This window comes from Balneolaceae bacterium (genome assembly GCA_034521445.1).
GTDB lineage: Bacteria > Bacteroidota > Rhodothermia > Balneolales > Balneolaceae > JAXHMM01.
Genome location: JAXHMM010000005.1, coordinates 282,899 through 300,647 on the forward strand (window position 1 = coordinate 282,899; position 17,749 = coordinate 300,647).

Sequence of the window (17,749 nt, forward strand, 5' to 3'; positions counted from 1 at the left end):
TCAGAATGCCGGATCATTTAACCAGTGCTAAGGTTTTGATACCACCTTTAAGTCCAGTTTTTTGGCCATGTGGTCAAAATCCTTGTCGTTATGCAGGAGCGGCATACTATGTTCCGCGCACCATGTTCCTACAATCAAGTCTACGGTCTTCCGGATGGTAATGCCTCCGGATCGCAGGAATCGGTAGTTGGAGGCCGATTTCATGGCCATTTCCTTCCCCCCAAGCTGGACACACTCCAGAAAATCCAGAAAATCCCGCGCCGTATAATAGTCACGGTCTTTTCTGAAACCCCTGAGTATTTCCGTCAATATGATATCGCCAATAATGATTGAATCACTGGATAGCGACTGCTCCAGGTAGTCGGTTTGCCAGTTCACGACTCCATTGAAATAGTCAATCCAAACGCTGGTATCCACGAAAATCATTTGTCATCCCGCCGCATGTCTTCCAGGTCACCCTCCCATCTCAGTTTTCCCCGCAACTCACGAATCTGCTCTTGCTTCTTGCGCTGCAAAAGTAATTTCAGCCCAGCCTCTACCGCGTCTTTTTTGGTCTTGAATTTGCTCATGCTCAATACCTCGTTCATCAGATCGTCGTCAATTACAATATTGGTTCTCATATTCTTTATACTTAATGTGTAATATTTAATTAAATATACACATTAGCCCGTCAAGTACAAAGGAATAGTAACCGTGTGACCCTGAAACCATTGTCCCATTACAAAATTGGGATCTGTATCAAGCGCGCAGGCTACCTGACCTCCTCCGCCACCTCCCTGAGCAGGCCAGGCTTGTTGGAGAAGATGCCGGCCGCGCCCCGGCGGATCAGCCTGCGCATGCGGCGGGGGGAGTCGACCGTATAGACCAGGAAGGGTATGCCGTACTCCTTCAGGTTTTTCAACCGCTTGTCGCTGAGCTGCGTGTAGCTGCAGTTGAAAGCGTCCACCCCGTACTCGGACACCAGGTGGGAGGGTGACTTGTCGCCCGAAAGCCCGCGGTTGTAGAGCAGGGCCACGGACAGGTCGGGCGAGATGCGTTTGAATCGTCGCACCGCGCGATAGTCAAAGCTGGAGAAGATCACGTGCTCCTCCATGCCGTACTCGCGAACCAGCTCAGCCGCCTTCTCCTCCACGCCGCCCCTGGGCTTCTCCCCCACCGCACCGGTCTTGATTTCCAGGTTCAGGGCGATCTTTCCCCTGGCCCAGCGCACCACCTCCTCCAGGGTGGGGATCTTCGTGCCGGCAAAGCGCTCGCCGAACCAGGAGCCGGCGTCCAGCTCACGCAGCTGCTCCAGAGAATGATCGGCCAGGGGACCCGCCCCGTCGGTGTGGCGGTTCAGACGGGCGTCGTGAAAAACCACCGGCACCCCGTCGCGGCTCATCAGCACATCCAGCTCGATCATCTCGGCGCCCCGCTCCACCGCCGCCTCGAAGGCGGGCATGGTGTTCTCCGGGAAGTCGGCGCTGGCGCCCCGGTGGGCGATCACGATGAATCCGTCTCCGTCGTCGTTGTACAGCTTCGGCAGAGGCATGTCGGTGGATATGATTTCGTGTTCAGCGTTGTCTTGGGCTGCGCCTGGAATGGCCGCCAGCAACAGCAGAGCCGGCAGGAGCAGCTGTACGGGGCACCTCCTCATTCCGCGCCGCCCTCCGCCTCCAGCCAGTCGCGCAGCTCGCGAATCTGTCTTTTCTGCCAGAAAATGAGTCCTACATTGACGGCAAAGACGCCCGTGATCACCCAGAAGACCGCCTTGCTGAGCTGGGTGATGTCGTAGTAGAACGAATAGCCGAAAAAGATCATGGCCGCCAGGTTGATGGCCAGCTGAATCCATTTGTTCCGTGCGCGCTTGTCCAGCGCCTCCAGCTTGTCGCCGGTGGACAGGTCGCGCTCGTCCTTCTTGAGATGAATATGGAGGTATGACTCCAGCCGCTCCCGATCGTCTTCGCTGTACTCGGTCATGTCAGTTCCGGGCGTCCATGATTCGGCGGATGGCTTCCCGGATCAGGGAGTCTGATCCCCCGCCTCCCGCGAAGGAGGAATAGAGCAGCCAAACTCCCAGCATGGTCACCACGCTGGCAAACATGGTCAGCACCGTGGAAAACCAGAGGGGCGAAACCAGTCCCAGCACCGAGATGAGCACCACCGTCAGTCCCAGTCCCACCTGCGCGGCGCCCGCGATCAGGTGGAGGACGCTGGAGGCGTGCACCTGCTCGATAAGGCCGGCGAGCCGTGAGTGATACTCCGATTTATTGTGTATGTTGGAAGCGGTTTTCCGTCCCTCGCTGCGATCCTTGTCGTTCATAACGGTTACCCCAGATTAGATACACTCCCTCTGTCCAATTTAACCGAATTTGCCAATTTATCAATCGGAATTAACCCCCTCCATGTCCGATAACATATATATCTACGGGAAAAATCCCGTCCGGGAAGCCCTCACCGACCAACCCGAAAAAGTGGACAAGATCTTCCTGCGCGACTCCCTGCACGACCACCAGGTCTCAGGCATCATGGAGATGGCCTCCTCCCACCGCATCCCGGTAAACCACGTGCCCGGCGCCAAGCTGCATGAGCTGGTGGGCAGCGTGAACGACCAGGGCGTGGTGGCCCTGATGAGCGCCATCGCCTACCGCGAATTCGGCGAATGGCTGGGGGAGGTGGACACCTCGGACTATCCCGCCGTTCTCATGCTCGACGAGATCACCGATCCCCACAACATGGGCGCCATCCTGCGCACCGCGGCGGCGGCCGGCATGGAGGCGGTGCTGGTGCCCAAGCACCGCCAGGCCCCGGTCAACGCCACCGTCTATAAGGCCTCGGCTGGGACCGCAGGGCGCATTCCCGTGGTGCGGATGGGCAACCTTAACCAGTCCATCATGAAGCTGAAGGACGAGGGGTTCTGGATAGGAGGACTGACTGCAGGCGGGGAGACGCCCCTGTTCGAGCTGGAGGTGGATCGTCCCCTGGCTTTCGTAATCGGCAGCGAGGGAGAGGGCATTCACGAAAAAACCCTCGAGCACTGCGACTACCGGTTCAGCATTCCCCTTCGCAACCGCGTGGAGTCGCTCAACGCCTCCGTAAGCGCGGCGCTGGTCTGCTACGAGTGGCTGCGCAAGAAAGGATAAGGATCCTGCTGCTGACTACTCGTAGAGCAGGTAGGGCCTGCGCAGCTCGCGGAACGCACGCACCTCATCCTCCCAGGTGGCGGAGATATCCTCCCGCTGCAGCCAGGCGCGGAGGGAGTCGTTGGGGATGCCGGTCAGGTTCTGCATGTAGGCGTTCACAGCGCCCCCTTCGGTATGTTCCAGGAGGAAGCGCAGCAGGTCGGTCCCCAGCACCAGGGGATCCACGGCCGAAGGATCCTCCAGGGTCAGAAGCACCCCGTAGCATCGCCGCCCGTCGTAGTCGATCTGCCCGTGCCGGCCCGCCGCCTTGGTGCAGGGCTGATACCCTTCAGGCTCCATGCCTACGCCTGCATGCCGTTCGTCCAGCTCAACGATGCGCTCGTAGCTGTTGTCGGTGGCGGGCGAGCCGATCAGCAGAAAGGGCTGTTCGGTATCCCTTCCCTCCGACAGGTTGGTCCCCTCGAACAGCACGGTTCCCAGGTAGAGGTAGGCGTTGTCGAAGGCAGGCAGGTTGGGCGAGGGGGCGATCCACTCCAGGCCGGTCTCCGGCCAGAGCATGTCGCGGCTCCAGCCCTCCATCTCCACCACCTGCAGGTCGGGCTCCCGGTCGGCACTGATCCATCCCTCCCCCACCATCATGCGCGCCAGTTCGCCCATGGTCATACCGTGGATCATGGGCACGGGGTAACGTCCCACAAAAGAGCGGAAACGGTCTTCCACCACCCAGCCGGCCACGTATTCCCCGCCGGCCGGGTTGGGACGGTCGAGTACCCAGACGGAAACGCCTGCGCCGGCCGCGGCCTCCAGGACGTTTCCCACCGTGGAGCTGTAGGTATAAAAGCGCGCCCCCACGTCGGGCAGGTCCGCCAGTACCACGTCCACCTCCTCCATCATCTCCGGCGTGGGCGTGCGGGTCTGCCCGTACAGGGAGTATACCGGCAGGCCGGTGGCCTGGTCTATCCCGTTCTCGATGGTTTCGCCGGCCTCACCCTCCCCGCGGAAGCCGTGCTCGGCGGCAAAAAGGGCGGTCACGTTCACACCCCGGGCCAGCAGGGTATCCAGCATGTGCACCCCGTCAACGCGGGAGGTGGGATTCATGAGAAGTCCCACGCGCAGGTCCTCCAGCTCCCCCAGGCGTTCGTCGAGTAGCATCTCCGCGCCGGTGCGCACCGTCTGACGGGCGTCCGGAGAGGTGGAGTTGGACCCGGGCGCGCTGCCGCAGCCCGACGCGGCCATCAGTGAAAGGGCCGTCAGAATCAGCGGGATAAGGAGGGCATTGCGCATCGCAGCCGGGCCGGCAGATTATGCGTGGTTGGCCACCACCTCCTGATCGCTGAAGAAGAAGGCCGATTCAATCCTGCCGTTCTCCACCGAGTCGGAGCCGTGAATGATGTTCTCACCGATGCTGTCGGCAAAGTCAGCGCGGATGGTGCCCTCCTCAGCCTCCTCGGGATTGGTGGCCCCGATGAAGGTGCGGAAATCCTCGATGGCGTTCTCCTTCTCCAGGATCATGGGCACGCAGGGACCGCTGCTCATGAAGGCGCAGAGGTCGTCGTAGAAGGGGCGTCCCTTGTGGACAGCGTAGAAAGCCCCGGCGGTGGCTTCGGTAAGCCGGGTCATTTTCATTGCGCGGATGGTAAATCCGGCTTCCTGAATTCGGCGTATGACCTCGCCCGCGAGCTCTTTTCGCAGGCAGTCAGGTTTTAGAATCGTAAGGGTTTGCTCAACAGCCATGTGCTTCTAATCGTAATTAATTTGTAACAATTGGGGTTCAAATCGCTCTTTTAAGTACAACGGTCGATAAATATAAGGCAAAATCGCTAATTCCCGAAGCTCTTTCGGGCCCCGCGGCGCCGCCCGGCGGGCCGCCCAGCCAAGGACATAGATGACCGCATACGAATTCAATTGGAACTGGCAGCTGGCCTCCGGGCCGGAGTACCTCTGGCCGATGCTCGCCGACACCGGCGCCCTCTGCCGCGACCTGGGCGAGCCGGCCATCCGGGTTGACGAGCGCCGGCTGCCCAACCGTCCCGATGGCCTCCGCATCGCCCACGAGGGCGTCTCCAACTACGAGGTATGGGAAGAGGAGCCCTGCGAGTGGGAGTATCCCTACCAGTTCACCCGGCGGAGAAATTATCTCAACGGCCCCTGGCGCTCCATGTCCCGCCAGGTGGAGTTGGTGCCCAAAGCGGGGGGCACGCGGGTTTACGTGCGCACCCGGCTGAAACCGCGAAGCCGACTGCTGGCCATGGCGGCCGCCCTTCACCACGCCACCCTGGGAAAACGGCGCTGGCAAGGTGTGCTCCGCACCTACGACCGGCTGGCCCTGTCGGGGCGCCTCCCCTACCAGGAGCGCAAACCCCGCTCGACGGTCCGCGGCGGCGAGGAACGCCTGGAGGAGGCGCGCCGAAAAGTGATCGAAATGACCGGCAACACGCAGGTCACCGAATACCTGGCCGACTTCCTGCGGCGGGCCCACAAAACCGAACTGCACCGCATCTCCCCCTACAAGCTGGCCGACCTCTGGGGTACGGGGCGACGGGAAACCCTACGCGTCTTCCTGGCCTCCGCCCACGCGGGAATATTGAACCTTGCCTGGGAAGTGACCTGCCCGGCCTGCCACAGCGTGCAGGACCGCTGCCGCACCCTCCCCGATGTGCGCGAACCCCTCTACTGCCGGCGCTGCCGCGAGAAATTTTCCGTGCACTTGACCCGCACCCTGCGGCTGCGTTTCCGCGCCCACCCCCTGGTGCGGAAATCAGACCCGGCCCTCTACTGCGCAACCGGTCCCCGCAGCCGGCCGCGCACCGCCGTGCGCCAGGTCATGGAAGCCGGGGAGACGCGCTACCTGAAGACCCGCCTGCCGGCCGGCGCCTATACCATCTCGGCGGGACGCGCGGAAGGCTCAGCCACCCTGGAAGTCAGCGAGGAGGGACACGACACCGTGCGCGTGCTGCTCACCCCTCGCGGCTTCGACGGAGAGGAAATCCCACTCTCGACCGAACCCAACCTCGTTCTGGACAACAAAACCCCCTTCCGCCAGTCCATCGCCATCGAGGCCAAGGCGTGGGACGACCGCGAGGTCTGCGCCTCGGAGGCCATCTCCCTTCAGATCTTCCGCGAGCTTTTCAAGCGGGAGGTGATCGGACAGGGCGAGCGCCTGGAGGCCGAAAACCTCACCTTTATGTTCACCGACCTGCGCGACTCCGCCGCCCTCTACCGGAACCAGGGCGACCGGCGCGCCGTCGGCCGGCTGATCGAACATTTCGCCATCCTTCAGAAGACAGTGGACCGCGCCGGCGGAGCCGTTGTAAAAACCATCGGAGACTCGGTGATGGCCGTGTTCAACCGACCCGCATCGGCCATGAAGGCCTTCATGGAAGCGCAGCGCCTGACCCGGGGACGTACGGGCAGCGACTTCAGGCTCAAGGCGGGCATCCACCGGGGCGACTGCGTGGCCGCGGGCGTAAACGACCGCATCGACTATTTCGGCAATACCGTAAACCTGGCTTCCCGGCTGGTGGACTACGCCGGGGAGAACGAGGCTGTGCTCTCCGCCGCCGTAGCCTCCGACCCCCTGGTACGAAAGCTCCTGGACCGGCGCGCGCCTCAGTTTCGGGTGGAGGAAGACACGCCCGCCATCCGCGGCTACGAAGGCGAGGCCCTGCCCGTCACCCGCGTGGCCATGGAGACCGCCACTGGGCAGGAGCGTCCGTTCGAAGAAGAGTCAAAAAGTCTGATGCCAAGCGTCGGCCGAAGTCGGCAAGGCCTCCGGTGCACAAGTCTGCTGCCTGCAGTCCTAAAGTCCGGAAGTCCCAACCGGTCTCTTCGACTCCGGCAGTCTGACGGGCGTGGTTCCAGGTATGGACATGCTCGCGCGCACCCGCAGCTGTCTTTGCATCCCTTCCTGCCGCCTCCCGGCCTGCGCTTGGAATGCTACCCGCCCTTTCGCCATTTAGTCCAATGACCCCCCGACTTTCCGACTTATTAGACTTTCTGACTTTCCGACTTTATAGACTTATAGAGACTTGAACCGACTAAAAGACGAAAAAAGCCCGTATCTCAAGCAACACGCCGATAACCCGGTGGACTGGCATCCCTGGGGCGAAGAGGCTTTCAGGAGGGCCCGGGAAGAGGACAAGCCCGTCTTTCTCTCCATCGGCTACGCCACCTGCCACTGGTGCCACGTCATGGCGCACGAGTCCTTTGAGGATCCCGAGGTGGCCCGGCTGATGAACGAGGCCTTCGTCTCGATCAAGGTGGACCGCGAAGAGCGGCCCGACATCGACCACACCTACATGCTGGTCTGCCAGATGATGAGCGGGCAGGGCGGCTGGCCCCTCAACGTGCTGCTCACCCCCGACAAGGAACCTTTTTATTCGGCCACCTACCTTCCCAAAAGAGGACGGGGAGGACGGCCGGGCATGCTGGAGCTTGTGCCATGGATAGACGGGCTCTGGGAGGACGAACGCGAGAAGGTGATGCGCTCGGCGGAGAACCTCACCGAGGCCTACCGCAAGAGCACCCGCCACGCCGGAGAGACCTTCGACTATGAAGAGACGCTCGACACCGCCTGGCAGGCTTTCCGCTCCAGCTACGATCCCGAACACGGGGGCTTCGGCGAGGCGCCCAAATTCCCCTCCCCCCACAACCTGGGCTTCCTGCTGCGCTACGGCTGGCGCACAGACTCCGGGGAGGCCGCCGACATGGTGGAACGCACCCTCACCCGCATGCGCTACGGGGGACTATTCGACCAGGTGGGCTTCGGCTTCCACCGCTATTCCACCGACCGGCGCTGGCTGGTGCCCCACTTTGAAAAGATGCTCTACGACCAGGCCGGACTGCTGATGGCCTATACCGAGGGATGGCAGGTGACCGGCCGCGAACTCTTCCGCGACACCGCCCGCCAGATCGTGACCTACCTGGAGCGTTGCCTGCTGTCCGACACGGGAGGCTTCCACTCGGCGGAGGACGCCGACAGCCCCGGCGGCGGCGAGGGCGACTTCTATACGTGGACCGCCGATGAAATACGCGAGCTGCTGCCACCTGGACAGGCCGAGCTGGTGCTGCGCGCGTGGAACTTCACCGAGGAGGGCAACTGGCGGGAGGAGTCCAGCGGCCGGCGCGACGGCACCAACATCCCCCACCGCGACCGTAGCCTGGCCGAACTGGCCGGGGAGCGGGGCGAGGAGCCTGAAACCACGGCCGACCTGCTGGAAAATGCGCGTGGCGCCCTCAGGGAGGCGCGCGAAGAGCGCCCCCGCCCCGGCCTCGACCACAAGATACTCACCGACTGGAACGGCATGACCGTGGCCGCCCTGGCCCGCGCCGCCCGCACCTTCGGCCGGGAGCGCGAGGAGGAGCTGGCCCGCGGAGCGGCGGACTTCCTGCTGGACGAAATGCGTCACGGCGAGGGACACCTGCTGCACCGCTGGTGCGAGGGCGAGCGATCGGTGCGCGGCAACGCCGACGACTACGCCTTCCTGCTCTGGGGACTCCTGGAACTGCACGAGACCACCCGGGAGACCCGCTGGCTGGAGGAGGCGGTCGACCTGGCGAAAGTTTTCGTGCGGGAGTGCTGGGACCCCGCCGAGGGGGGCTTCTTCTTTACCGGCGCTTCCGAGGAGGTGATCCTGGCGCGCGCCAAGGAGTTCTACGACGGAGCTATGCCCTCCGCCAACTCCGTGGCCGCCTGCTGCCTGCTTCGCCTCGCGCGCCTGACCGGCGAGAGCTCCTGGGAAGAGAAGGCCGAACGCACCCTGGCCCTCTACAAGGAGCAGGTATCCGGCGCCCCCACCGCCTTCTCGCAGATGCTGCAGGCCCTGGAGTGGCAGGTGGAGGGAGGAAGGGAAATCATTGTGCGGGGCAAGCCCGGCGAGGCGCCGGTGCGCCGTTTTCTGGAGGACCTCAACAGGCGCTTTCTGCCCCACCGCGCAGTGCTGGTGGCGGGAGAGGGCGACGAAACACTGGCCCGGCTGGCCCCCTTCCTGGAAAACTTTACCCGCCGCGGCGGCGAGCCCGCCTTTTACATCTGCCGCAACTACACCTGCGAGCGGCCGGTCACCGACCCGGAAAAGGCCCTTGAACTGCTGGAATAGCTTTCCTGCCCGATCCTGCTTATCTTTAACAGCATAAATCCGTCCGACCGGCTTTGACGTATATACCAACAGAATAACCATACGTGATCTTCTTCAACCTGATGATGGCCATCGGCAACAGTCCCGGAGGGGCGGAGCGAGAAGTGCGGGCTGCTCCGCAGGATACAGCAGCGCGATCAGCAGGCTCTGGAGGAATTCTATGAGCTGTACAAGGGACTGCTCTTCGGGATGATCCTGTCGGTGGTGGGAGACCGCGAGGAGGCGGAAGACCTGCTGCAGGAGGTCTTCCTGAGGATATGGGAGAAGGCATCCAGCTTCGACGAGTCCCGCGGCAACGTCTACAGCTGGGTGGTCACCCTTGCACGCAACCGTGCCATTGACCGTATAAGATCCAAGGGCTACAAGACCCGGGAAAAACAGTCCCAGGTCCTGAACGACGAGGAGCGCGGACCGACCCTGGAGGGCCAGGCCCGGGACCCGCTCACGAGCACCATCTACGCCGATCGGGCCGAGGCCGTCACAAAGGCCCTGCGGGAAATCCCGGACGAGCAGCGCAAGGTTATTGAAATTGCCTACTGACAAAGGCCTCAGCCAATCGGAGATCGCCGAGCGCCTGGACCTCCCGCTGGGTACGGTCAAGACCCGCACCCGGCTGGCATGATGAAACTGAAGGATTTACTCGAAGACACCATCGAACACCATGGCTGACCAACACACACCGGATAAGCGTTTCCAGGAGCTGTGCGCCGGCTACGTGCTGGGCGCTCGGAACCCGGCGACCGCCATGCGTTCGAGGAGATGCTGGAGGAGGCGTCGGAGGAGGATTACGCCTGGTACGAAGAATGAAGGCCGCAGCCGCCCAGCTCAGCTACGCCGCGGAGCCAGGGGAGCCTCTCCCGAAGTGAAGGAGCGCCTGATGGCACGCATCACCAGCAGCAGGCAATCCGCTTCCGGGTCCGGGCAGGCCGGTGCGGGCGCGATGAACGGCGGGGCGGGTGGCCCCGGCACCGGTTCCGGCGAGGAAAAGGACTCCCGCATGCGCCTGGCCGTGGCCGCCTCCTTCGTGCTGCTGGTGGTCAGCCTCAGCCTGATCTTCTACGCCTTCTACATGAGTTCGCAGCTCAGCGACACCCGTCAGACCGTCGAGCGGCAGCAGGTGCGCATCGAGCAGCTCACCTCGGAGCTGGAGCAGAAGGAGGAGATGCTGGCCATCCTGGGCTCCCGGGAGATCAACGTGGTCTTCATGTCGGGCATGGAGGTGAATCCCGACGGCTACGGCAAGGTGATCTGGGATCCCGAGCGCGAGCAGGCCCTGCTGCAGGTCTCCAACCTGCCGGCGGTGCCCGAAGACAAGGACTACCAGCTCTGGATCCTCCGTGACAACCAGGCGGTCAGCGCGGGGCTCTTCTCGATGACGGACTGACATGGGCAACGCCTTTTTCAAGATCGAGAGGCTGGCGGACATACGGGAGACCGCTGCCAACGCCTTCGCCGTCACCATGGAGCCCAAGGGGCATGCCGCAGCCCACCGGCGACATGTACCTGATGGGCAACATGTAGCAGGGACCTGTTTAGTTCCCGCTCATCTTCTGGAAGAGAAAGTCCTGCAGGCTGAGCACCTGCACGCCGCTGGGAATCTCCACCATGGCGCGGGCCACGGCCGATTGGTTGATGCTGCTTACCTCGGTCACCGACACCTGCCGCCGGTCCTTGATGTACTCGATGCGCATGGGAAAGTAGCCCTCCTGGAAGATGGGGTTGAAGGAGAGATCGCCCCCCCCGAGCATGGTCGGGCTGTCCATCCAGGAGTCGCCCAGCATGCCCCAGTTGATTTCCAGGCCGTCGGTCATCCAGATCTCCGTTCGCTGGTCCGGGTTCTCACGGTCGCGGAAAACGAACTTCTCGCAGGTGTAGCCCTGAACCTGGCGCATCTCGCCGGTGCGTTCATAGTCAATGCGCTCTCGCTGCAGGCATCCTGCCGGCCGGATCCTGCGACTCCTCGCCGAACATCCGGGTGAAGGAGGTGATGTCGGCCTTGGAAATGGTCAGGGCCATGTCATTGCCCGTCAGGAACACGAAATCCTCAAAGTCCAGCCGCACCAGTACGCCCTCGGTCTGGAAAGGCATGTTCATGTTGTAGCTGTTCTCCCTGCAGGAGGATGCGCTCCGGGCGATGTGCAGGGTGAAGGTGTCGTCGGCGCGGCGCTCGCCGTTCTCGATTTCGTAGCTGTCAAAAACGATGGTGCCCTGGAACTGTGCCAGCGCGGGCAGGGCGGGAATGGCCAGCAGCAGCGCCAGCAGGAGGGTAGTATGCGTAGGGTCTTCATAGTGATGCGGTTGTATGCAGGTTGTTTACCATCTTGTACTCAACGCGTGAGACTTTGTTGCGGGGTAGGCCCCTGCTCTCTCAAGCCTCCTGGAGCACGTCGGTGTCCACGTTCACCTTCTTGATCCAGCCGCCGGCCAGCAGGTCGTCGCCTTCGTAGCAGACCACGGCCTGTCCGGGTGTGATGGCCTCGCGCCCGGCGGGGAAATAGACCTCCATCTCGTCGTTCGCCGGTCTGGGCGAGATAGCCCACCGCGCCGTCGTCATTGTAGCGTATGGCGCCGGTGATCTCCATGCCGTCTTCCGGCACACGGTCGTATTTCATCAGGTTGATGTCACGGGCCACGCAGGTGGTGCTCACCAGGTCCTTTTTCTCGCCCACGGTAATCACGTTGGTCTCGGGATCAATGTCCGTCACGTACACCCTCTTGCCCAGGGCCAGGTCGAGTCCCCTCCGCTGGCCGATGGTATAGAAGGGATAGCCCTCGTGCTCGCCCACGATGTTGCCCTCCTGGTCCACGAACTTGCCGCCGGACACGCGCTCCTCGAGGCCATCCACACGGTCCTTCAGGAAGCGCCGGTAGTCGTCGTCCGGCACGAAGCAGATCTCGAGGAGTCAGGCTTGTCAGCCACCTTGGTGAGGCCGAACTCTTCGGCCATATCGCGGATTTCGGTCTTCTCATAGGTACCCAGGGGAAGATGGTACGCGCCAGGTGCTTCTGGTGCACGCCCCAGAGGGCGTATGACTGGTCCTTGCGCGGGTCGAGTCCCCTCGAAACCACGTAGCGCCCGTTTTCCTCGCGGACACGGGCGTAGTGCCCCGTGGCAATGTAGTCGCAGCCCAGCTTGTCGGCGCGGCGCAGCAGGGCTGCCCATTTGATATGGGTGTTGCACAGCACGCAGGGATTGGGCGTGCGCCCCGACATATAGTCCTCCACGAAGCGGTCGATGACCCAGTCACCGAACTCGTCGCGGATGTCCACGATGAAATGCTTGAAGCCGTGGCGCACCGCAATCTGCCGGGCGTCGTTCATCGACTCCAGCGTGCAGCAGCCCGTCTCCTTGTCGGACTTCCCCTCTACCCGGGAGTAGTCCCAGGTTTTCATCGTTATGCCTATCACGTCGTATCCCTGCTCCTTGAGCATCACGGCGGAGACCGAAGAGTCCACGCCGCCGCTCATGGCAACCAAGATGCGTCCTTTGCTGCTCATGGGTCGGTTTGCGTGTGCGTTCAATGTGGAATAAGTGCGGTTAACAGGCGCTGCGGGCAGATGGCCCGGCGCGAACCCGCAAAGTACCAATTTTTTGTGTAAATCGTGTGAACGTGCAGGCCCGCGAAGAGGTGAAACGGGGAGCCCGCCCGGCCATTGCCCAACCCCGGACTCCAGACTACAGATAAAGATAGGGCTTCCAATCCTCCTGAACCCCACTGAGGATGGACTGCAGGAAGGTAATGTGCACGGGCCGGAACGGCTTGCGCTCGAGGGCATGGAGGCTTCCTCCGGGGTACGGTTGCCCTTGCGCACGTTGCACTCGTCGCAGGCGGTCACCGCAGGTTCTCCCAGGTGTCGCGTCCCCGCGGCTGCGCGGTAGCACGTGGTCGATGGTCAGGTTTCGGGAGGCCCCGCAGTACTGGCAGCGGTTGCCGTCGCGCTTCATCACGTTGCGCCGGGACAGGACGATTCGATCGTAGGGCAGGTTGATGTAGCGGCGCAGGCGGATGACCGAGGGATATTCGTACTCCTCGACTGATGGTGCGGAGCTTCTTGTCGGGATAGTCGTGCAGCAACTCAGCCTTGTCCAGCCACAGCAGTTTCACGGAGCGTTCCACGGAGCAGACGCTCAGGGGCTGGTAGTCCTTGTTGAGTACGAGACATTCGCATCCATCGCTGGAAAAGGTTGTTCCGCCTGCCGGCGGAGGGCCGTCCGGCTCCGGCCGATGCAGGCCCGCCGGGAGGAATTCCGGTTGATCGTCAACGTGTGGAATCAACATGAAATTTCGCTTAAATGCAACGCAGGGGCGCCTGAAGGCGGTCTCCCTTTCAACTTCGCGGGACTTACCCGCCGAAGAAGAACTTGACGATCTCCGCCTTGATCTCGGGATTGATGGCCACGGCCAGGGCGATTGAGACGGCCAGTCCGATGAGGGCGTAGCCGGCGTCCTTGCCGATAAGCTTGAGCGACCGGCCCAGGGGCTTGCCCTTGCCGCGCATGTCGCTGAAGGTCATGGCGAGCTCCCGTCGGCCAGCAGTCCGAATGAACACCCAGGTGGTGCGTCATGGGGATGCGTTGCTCTGGATCTTGAAAAGTCAGAGGATGACGGCGTAGACGAAGTCGATGATGGTGGCCGATCGGATGTCGCGCACATCCGATTTCTCGGTGACCACCTTCTGGATCTTGTCCCCGCGCAGGGTAGAAGAGAATGCCCAGCCCGAAAAAGATGTAGAGGGCGAAAGCCAGGAACTGCCCAGGCTCAGCGAACGCGGCAGGTAGACCGCGATGTTGGCGGCGTCCTGCATGATCCAGACGGCCCAGAGCGAACCGCTGGTGATCCACTGGATGACCGTCCAGTACACTGCCGGCTCACCCTTGACGAATTTCTGGATCACCTTCGAAAGCACCATCCAGACCACGATGGCGACGACGAAGGCTACAAGGTAGCCCGAGAGACTTTTCACCAGCACGTTGCCGATGGCGCTCGCGCTGGCCGAGAAGCAGCTCAGCAGAAGAAAGGTGGTCGAGACCGGCATGCGCACTGCGCGTCAGCAGCAGCAGGAAGATGGGCGCGGCCACCTGCAGAAAGGTGAAGGAGCTGGGGGCCTCCGAAAAGCCCTTCGAGGCCAGGCGCTGGTGGCTGACGTCCCCGTCGTAGACCACCCAGCTGTAGGATACCGTCACCAGGAAGATGCCCCCGATAAACAGCCAGAGCACCCACCACTTCTTGTCCTCGTTGGAGGCCAGGAAGGTGCCGATGGTCTGGATGCTGTCGTTGGCGATGGCCGAGTAGCCCGCCAGGGCGAAGCCGACCCACCTGGCCACCTCGGCGTTGGGGAAGGTGACGCCCGCGATGAAAAGAAGATGCCGATCAGCGCCAGGAAGGTCCGCTCCTCGCGAAAGACCGTGTAAAAACTGGTGGGAATGAGCTGCTGCAGGAAGGATCGTTTCTCGGATTGCTCGGAGGACTTGGACATTAATGGCAGGTTACATTGCAATGTGCCGGTGCTGTCGGATCGCCGCTGATGATGCGCCGCGGCCCCGAAAATCCATCCAAGGGTATTAAACATATGTTAACTTAATGTTAACAAACCGCTATATGTCCAATTCTTAACACAATCTTAATGCCGCTCCTCCGCCGAAAGCCCCTGCGCCGCCCTCCCCGGCCCGCCGCCTTAAGGGCTGAACGTTTTTTTTCGTACCTTTCGGTGGGCAATTAAGTGGGTGTTTTCTTCAAAATCCTCTTTATATTTAGCCCGTTTCAATCACCGCGATTTCAATCCATTCAGCACCTTTTTCATGCCCTACCACAAGAACATGTACACCACCGGCTGACGACAAGGAGCCGGGGCCCAAACTGGACGAGGAATCCCCTTTTGAATCGATGATGGAGCGCTTCCGCTTCGCCGCGGAGATCCTCGACCTGGACGAGGGCATGTTCCAGTACCTGGGCCAGTCCGGTCAAGCAGGTGATCGTCTCTCGTGCCCGTGGTCATGGACGACGGGCGCATCGAGGTCTTCGAGGGCTACCGTGTGATCCACGACAACGTGCTGGGGCCCCTCCGAAGGGGGACTCCGCTACGCCCCCGACGTCACCCTTGAGGAGGTGAAGGCCCTGGCCGCCTGGATGACCTGGAAGTGCGCCGTGGTCAACGTGCCCTTCGGCGGCGCCAAGGGCGGCATACGATGCAACCCGACGAACTTTCCAAGGCGGAGCTGGAGCGGCTCACCCGCCGCTTCACCACCAACATGGTGGAGATCTTCGGAGCCGACCGGGACATTCCCGCCCCCGACATGAACACCAACGAGCAGGTGATGGCGTGGATCATGGACACCTACTCCATGAACGTGCGGCGCACCGAAACCGGCGTGGTCACCGGCAAGCCCATCATCCTGGGCGGCTCGCAGGGTCGCAGGGAGGCCACCGGCCGCGGCGTGGTGACGGTCACCCTGGGCGCCCTCGACCGCCTCGGCATCCTCCCCAACAAGTGCACGGTGGCCGTGCAGGGCTTCGGCAACGTGGGATCGATCTCCGCCAAGCTCATGTATGAGCAGGGGGCCAGGGTCATCGCCGTCAGCGACATCTCCGGGGGATACTACCGCAAGGACGGACTCGACATACCGGCCATGATGGACTACGCCCGGGAAAACGACAACGCCCTGCAGGGATACCCCGAAGCCGACCCCATTACCAACGAGGAGCTGCTGCAGCTGGAATGCGACGTGCTCATTCCCGCGGCCAAGGAGGACCAGATCGGCGTCACAATGCCGACAAGATCCGGGCCCGCGTCATCGCCGAGGGAGCCAACGGACCGGTGACCGCCAACGCCGACTCCATCCTCGAGGACAACGGGATTATGGTTCATCCCCGACATCCTGGCCAACGCCGGGGCGGTGACCGTCTCCTGCTTCGAGTGGGTGCAGGACCGCCAGGGTTACTTCTGGACCGAGGAGCGGGTCAACCGCCGCCTCAACCGCATGATGCGCGACGCCTTCGACAACCTGTTCAAGGTAAGCGAGGAATACCACTGCACCCTGAGGCAGGCTGCGTACGTATTCGCGATTAACAAAGTGGCCACGGCCCTGAAGATGCGTGGCATCTACGCCTGACTCACTCCTAACCGGGGATCTCACCCTGAACGCCGAATCAGTGACGGGAACCGAACTCGACACGCTGGTACTCTCCTCGAGCTACCGACGAGCTGGAGCGCCTCGAGCCTCATCTGAATAAGCTGCAGGACCGGCTGGAATTCCACAACGACGAGTACGCTCGCATCATGCTGGCACTCAGCGAAGCCGTCACCAACGCCATCGTGCACGGAAACGGGGAGGACCCCGAAAAGAGCGTCACCGTGCGCTCCACGTTGGATGAGGGCCGCCTCAGCATCTCGGTGCAGGACGAGGGGAGGGCTTCGATCCCGAACGATCTGCCGGACCCGCTCAGGGAGGAGATCTGCTCAAGGAGGGCGGGCGCGGCGTCTACCTGATCGAACAGTACTGCGACAGGGTGAACTTCAGCCGGGAGGGCACGCGCATTACCATGGAATTTGACCTCGGCTAGGCCGCCTGCCGGCGACCTGCCTCCGCACACACGGCCGGCTGATGTTTCCTAGTTGGCAAGCTGGGCTTCCAGCTGCTTCTTCAGCTGCGCCTTGGGCACGGCGCCCACGATCTGATCGACCACCTCGCCGTTCTTGAAAATCGAGGAGAAGGGGATGCTGCGAATGCCGTATCTTGGTGGAAATCTGCGGGTTGTTGTCCACGTCCACCTTGCCGATCTTGGCCTGCCCTTCAAATTCGTTCGGCCAGTTCCTCGACGACCGGGGCCACCATGCGGCAGGGCCCGCACCATTCGGCCCAGAAATCGACCAGGACCGGCTTGTCGGATTGGATAACGTCTTCGTCAAAGGAGTCGTCGGTAAAGGTCAATGCTTTTCCCATAATGCTGTGCTGCTTCAGGTGAGTATTTTTCCAGTGATAATGACACCATTTCAATCAAGAATATCAACGAATAATTCCTCCCGCGCATATCGTTTCTTGCTATAACGCTCATCACCGAACTTTATGCAGCGGTGCCCTCAGGAGGTCCCCCGTTCGACTTGGCCAGGGCCACCGCATCCTCCCCGACCAGGCCGCGCAGCTCGGACAGCAGCTCCTCGCTGGGCTCCACCACAAACTTGCGAACATGCATGGGAAAGGGCCGCTTGGCCTCCTCGCTGATCACGTTGAAGCGCACGTTGGCCTCCCCCGGTGCTCGGCGAAGAGTTCGGCCATGCGGCGCAGCTCCTCCTCGCGCACCTGCGAGGTGTCGATATCCAGGCGCAGCTCCAGGCGGTCGGAGGAACTTCCGCGCATACTTTCGATGCGCTCGAAGGAGTTGGCGATGATCTTGGGCTCGCCCCTGCGGCTGTCGGTCACGCCCGTCGATAACCACCAGGGTGTCCACCTGTATCATGCCGAGACAGCGGTCGTAGACGTCGTTGAAGGCG

28 protein-coding genes and 1 pseudogene are annotated in these 17,749 nt (G+C 62.1%); 11 read left to right on the plus strand and 18 right to left on the minus strand.

Annotation, left to right across the window (positions count from 1 at the left end; all coding sequences use genetic code 11):
* Positions 1-27: 27 nt before the first annotated feature.
* The 5 genes from U5K31_05170 to U5K31_05190 form a co-directional block, all read right to left on the minus strand.
* A complete protein-coding gene (locus U5K31_05170) occupies positions 28-417 on the minus strand; it encodes a PIN domain nuclease (GenBank protein ID MDZ7772119.1) in 390 nt (129 codons plus the stop codon).
* A 5-nt stretch (positions 418-422) separates the two neighbouring features.
* Positions 423-620 (minus strand): type II toxin-antitoxin system VapB family antitoxin, encoded by a 198-nt coding sequence (locus tag U5K31_05175; protein MDZ7772120.1) that lies wholly within the window; start codon positions 618-620, stop codon positions 423-425.
* 131 nt (positions 621-751) lie between these two features.
* Complete coding sequence (locus tag U5K31_05180; GenBank protein MDZ7772121.1) at positions 752-1,531, minus strand: glycerophosphodiester phosphodiesterase family protein; 780 nt, start codon at positions 1,529-1,531, stop codon at positions 752-754.
* A 101-nt stretch (positions 1,532-1,632) separates the two neighbouring features.
* The gene (locus U5K31_05185) at positions 1,633-1,959 is read right to left on the minus strand and encodes a hypothetical protein (protein MDZ7772122.1); all 327 of its coding nucleotides are present in this window, start codon (positions 1,957-1,959) and stop codon (positions 1,633-1,635) included.
* A 1-nt stretch (position 1,960) separates the two neighbouring features.
* Entirely contained in the window at positions 1,961-2,302 is a 342-nt protein-coding gene (locus U5K31_05190) for a hypothetical protein (GenBank protein ID MDZ7772123.1), read from the minus strand.
* A gap of 82 nt (positions 2,303-2,384) precedes the next feature.
* Between U5K31_05190 and rlmB the strand changes: the two genes are divergently transcribed.
* Positions 2,385-3,122, plus strand: a complete 738-nt coding sequence (gene rlmB, locus U5K31_05195) for a 23S rRNA (guanosine(2251)-2'-O)-methyltransferase RlmB (protein ID MDZ7772124.1) — start codon at positions 2,385-2,387, stop codon at positions 3,120-3,122.
* Between the two features lie 15 nt (positions 3,123-3,137).
* Here the strand turns inward: rlmB and U5K31_05200 are convergent, their stop codons facing one another.
* The gene (locus U5K31_05200) at positions 3,138-4,406 is read right to left on the minus strand and encodes a DUF1343 domain-containing protein (protein ID MDZ7772125.1); all 1,269 of its coding nucleotides are present in this window, start codon (positions 4,404-4,406) and stop codon (positions 3,138-3,140) included.
* 18 nt (positions 4,407-4,424) lie between these two features.
* The gene (gene ndk / locus U5K31_05205) at positions 4,425-4,856 is read right to left on the minus strand and encodes a nucleoside-diphosphate kinase (protein MDZ7772126.1); all 432 of its coding nucleotides are present in this window, start codon (positions 4,854-4,856) and stop codon (positions 4,425-4,427) included.
* A 151-nt stretch (positions 4,857-5,007) separates the two neighbouring features.
* Between ndk and U5K31_05210 the strand changes: the two genes are divergently transcribed.
* From U5K31_05210 to U5K31_05230, 5 genes are all read left to right on the plus strand, one after another.
* Positions 5,008-7,089 (plus strand): adenylate/guanylate cyclase domain-containing protein, encoded by a 2,082-nt coding sequence (locus tag U5K31_05210; protein MDZ7772127.1) that lies wholly within the window; start codon positions 5,008-5,010, stop codon positions 7,087-7,089.
* A 61-nt stretch (positions 7,090-7,150) separates the two neighbouring features.
* Positions 7,151-9,220, plus strand: coding sequence for a thioredoxin domain-containing protein (locus tag U5K31_05215; protein ID MDZ7772128.1), 2,070 nt, complete (start codon positions 7,151-7,153; stop codon positions 9,218-9,220).
* A 204-nt stretch (positions 9,221-9,424) separates the two neighbouring features.
* Positions 9,425-9,799, plus strand: a complete 375-nt coding sequence (locus U5K31_05220; protein ID MDZ7772129.1) for a sigma-70 family RNA polymerase sigma factor — start codon at positions 9,425-9,427, stop codon at positions 9,797-9,799.
* Positions 9,789-9,881: a sigma factor-like helix-turn-helix DNA-binding protein gene (locus U5K31_05225; GenBank protein ID MDZ7772130.1), complete on the plus strand. Its 93-nt coding sequence runs from the start codon at positions 9,789-9,791 to the stop codon at positions 9,879-9,881. The genes U5K31_05220 and U5K31_05225 overlap by 11 nt, the downstream gene beginning before the upstream one ends.
* Before the next feature lie 240 nt (positions 9,882-10,121).
* A complete protein-coding gene (locus U5K31_05230; protein ID MDZ7772131.1) occupies positions 10,122-10,643 on the plus strand; it encodes an anti-sigma factor in 522 nt (173 codons plus the stop codon).
* 148 nt (positions 10,644-10,791) lie between these two features.
* Here the strand turns inward: U5K31_05230 and U5K31_05235 are convergent, their stop codons facing one another.
* From U5K31_05235 to U5K31_05265, 7 genes are all read right to left on the minus strand, one after another.
* Positions 10,792-11,151, minus strand: coding sequence for a DUF4412 domain-containing protein (locus tag U5K31_05235; GenBank protein ID MDZ7772132.1), 360 nt, complete (start codon positions 11,149-11,151; stop codon positions 10,792-10,794).
* Positions 11,152-11,170: 19 nt separating this feature from the next.
* The gene (locus U5K31_05240) at positions 11,171-11,347 is read right to left on the minus strand and encodes a hypothetical protein (protein ID MDZ7772133.1); all 177 of its coding nucleotides are present in this window, start codon (positions 11,345-11,347) and stop codon (positions 11,171-11,173) included.
* A gap of 239 nt (positions 11,348-11,586) precedes the next feature.
* Positions 11,587-12,045, minus strand: a complete 459-nt coding sequence (locus tag U5K31_05245; protein MDZ7772134.1) for a tRNA methyl transferase PRC-barrel domain-containing protein — start codon at positions 12,043-12,045, stop codon at positions 11,587-11,589.
* A complete protein-coding gene (locus U5K31_05250; GenBank protein MDZ7772135.1) occupies positions 11,951-12,757 on the minus strand; it encodes a hypothetical protein in 807 nt (268 codons plus the stop codon). The genes U5K31_05245 and U5K31_05250 overlap by 95 nt, the downstream gene beginning before the upstream one ends.
* 846 nt (positions 12,758-13,603) lie before the next feature.
* Positions 13,604-13,774 (minus strand): hypothetical protein, encoded by a 171-nt coding sequence (locus tag U5K31_05255; GenBank protein ID MDZ7772136.1) that lies wholly within the window; start codon positions 13,772-13,774, stop codon positions 13,604-13,606.
* 81 nt (positions 13,775-13,855) lie between these two features.
* Entirely contained in the window at positions 13,856-14,224 is a 369-nt protein-coding gene (locus U5K31_05260) for a hypothetical protein (GenBank protein ID MDZ7772137.1), read from the minus strand.
* Positions 14,130-14,585, minus strand: coding sequence for a hypothetical protein (locus U5K31_05265; protein MDZ7772138.1), 456 nt, complete (start codon positions 14,583-14,585; stop codon positions 14,130-14,132). The genes U5K31_05260 and U5K31_05265 overlap by 95 nt, the downstream gene beginning before the upstream one ends.
* Before the next feature lie 657 nt (positions 14,586-15,242).
* Between U5K31_05265 and U5K31_05270 the strand changes: the two genes are divergently transcribed.
* From U5K31_05270 to U5K31_05290, 5 genes and pseudogenes are all read left to right on the plus strand, one after another.
* A complete protein-coding gene (locus U5K31_05270) occupies positions 15,243-15,362 on the plus strand; it encodes a Glu/Leu/Phe/Val dehydrogenase dimerization domain-containing protein (protein ID MDZ7772139.1) in 120 nt (39 codons plus the stop codon).
* A 4-nt stretch (positions 15,363-15,366) separates the two neighbouring features.
* A pseudogene (locus U5K31_05275) lies at positions 15,367-15,545 on the plus strand (Glu/Leu/Phe/Val dehydrogenase dimerization domain-containing protein).
* Positions 15,546-15,602: 57 nt separating this feature from the next.
* Complete coding sequence (locus U5K31_05280) at positions 15,603-16,079, plus strand: hypothetical protein (GenBank protein MDZ7772140.1); 477 nt, start codon at positions 15,603-15,605, stop codon at positions 16,077-16,079.
* A gap of 75 nt (positions 16,080-16,154) precedes the next feature.
* Positions 16,155-16,370 (plus strand): hypothetical protein, encoded by a 216-nt coding sequence (locus tag U5K31_05285; protein MDZ7772141.1) that lies wholly within the window; start codon positions 16,155-16,157, stop codon positions 16,368-16,370.
* A gap of 167 nt (positions 16,371-16,537) precedes the next feature.
* The gene (locus U5K31_05290) at positions 16,538-16,747 is read left to right on the plus strand and encodes an ATP-binding protein (protein MDZ7772142.1); all 210 of its coding nucleotides are present in this window, start codon (positions 16,538-16,540) and stop codon (positions 16,745-16,747) included.
* A gap of 122 nt (positions 16,748-16,869) precedes the next feature.
* Here U5K31_05290 and U5K31_05295 read toward each other — a convergent pair whose 3' ends face one another.
* The 4 genes from U5K31_05295 to U5K31_05310 all read right to left on the minus strand — a co-directional run bounded on the left by U5K31_05295 (position 16,870) and on the right by U5K31_05310 (position 17,678).
* Entirely contained in the window at positions 16,870-17,055 is a 186-nt protein-coding gene (locus U5K31_05295) for a hypothetical protein (protein ID MDZ7772143.1), read from the minus strand.
* Positions 17,052-17,201, minus strand: coding sequence for a thioredoxin domain-containing protein (locus tag U5K31_05300; protein MDZ7772144.1), 150 nt, complete (start codon positions 17,199-17,201; stop codon positions 17,052-17,054). The genes U5K31_05295 and U5K31_05300 overlap by 4 nt, the downstream gene beginning before the upstream one ends.
* Positions 17,202-17,322: 121 nt before the next feature.
* The gene (locus U5K31_05305; protein MDZ7772145.1) at positions 17,323-17,496 is read right to left on the minus strand and encodes a hypothetical protein; all 174 of its coding nucleotides are present in this window, start codon (positions 17,494-17,496) and stop codon (positions 17,323-17,325) included.
* Positions 17,481-17,678 carry a hypothetical protein gene (locus tag U5K31_05310; protein MDZ7772146.1) on the minus strand — a complete coding sequence of 66 codons (198 nt, stop codon included), beginning with the start codon at positions 17,676-17,678 and terminating at the stop codon, positions 17,481-17,483. The genes U5K31_05305 and U5K31_05310 overlap by 16 nt, the downstream gene beginning before the upstream one ends.
* Positions 17,679-17,749: the final 71 nt, after the last annotated feature.

Coding starts and splice junctions, on each gene's coding strand:
- U5K31_05190 (MDZ7772123.1), bottom strand. CDS start 2,302: ATGAACGACAAGGATCGCAGCGAGGGACGGAAAACCGCTTCCAACATA.
- U5K31_05210 (MDZ7772127.1), top strand. CDS start 5,008: ATGACCGCATACGAATTCAATTGGAACTGGCAGCTGGCCTCCGGGCCG.
- U5K31_05180 (MDZ7772121.1), bottom strand. CDS start 1,531: ATGCCTCTGCCGAAGCTGTACAACGACGACGGAGACGGATTCATCGTG.
- U5K31_05240 (MDZ7772133.1), bottom strand. CDS start 11,347: ATGCCTTTCCAGACCGAGGGCGTACTGGTGCGGCTGGACTTTGAGGAT.
- U5K31_05280 (MDZ7772140.1), top strand. CDS start 15,603: ATGAACGTGCGGCGCACCGAAACCGGCGTGGTCACCGGCAAGCCCATC.
- U5K31_05200 (MDZ7772125.1), bottom strand. CDS start 4,406: ATGCGCAATGCCCTCCTTATCCCGCTGATTCTGACGGCCCTTTCACTG.
- U5K31_05255 (MDZ7772136.1), bottom strand. CDS start 13,774: ATGACCTTCAGCGACATGCGCGGCAAGGGCAAGCCCCTGGGCCGGTCG.
- U5K31_05300 (MDZ7772144.1), bottom strand. CDS start 17,201: ATGGGAAAAGCATTGACCTTTACCGACGACTCCTTTGACGAAGACGTT.
- U5K31_05175 (MDZ7772120.1), bottom strand. CDS start 620: ATGAGAACCAATATTGTAATTGACGACGATCTGATGAACGAGGTATTG.
- ndk (MDZ7772126.1), bottom strand. CDS start 4,856: ATGGCTGTTGAGCAAACCCTTACGATTCTAAAACCTGACTGCCTGCGA.
- U5K31_05185 (MDZ7772122.1), bottom strand. CDS start 1,959: ATGACCGAGTACAGCGAAGACGATCGGGAGCGGCTGGAGTCATACCTC.
- U5K31_05250 (MDZ7772135.1), bottom strand. CDS start 12,757: ATGAGCAGCAAAGGACGCATCTTGGTTGCCATGAGCGGCGGCGTGGAC.
- U5K31_05235 (MDZ7772132.1), bottom strand. CDS start 11,151: ATGCGCCAGGTTCAGGGCTACACCTGCGAGAAGTTCGTTTTCCGCGAC.
- rlmB (MDZ7772124.1), top strand. CDS start 2,385: ATGTCCGATAACATATATATCTACGGGAAAAATCCCGTCCGGGAAGCC.
- U5K31_05290 (MDZ7772142.1), top strand. CDS start 16,538: ATGCTGGCACTCAGCGAAGCCGTCACCAACGCCATCGTGCACGGAAAC.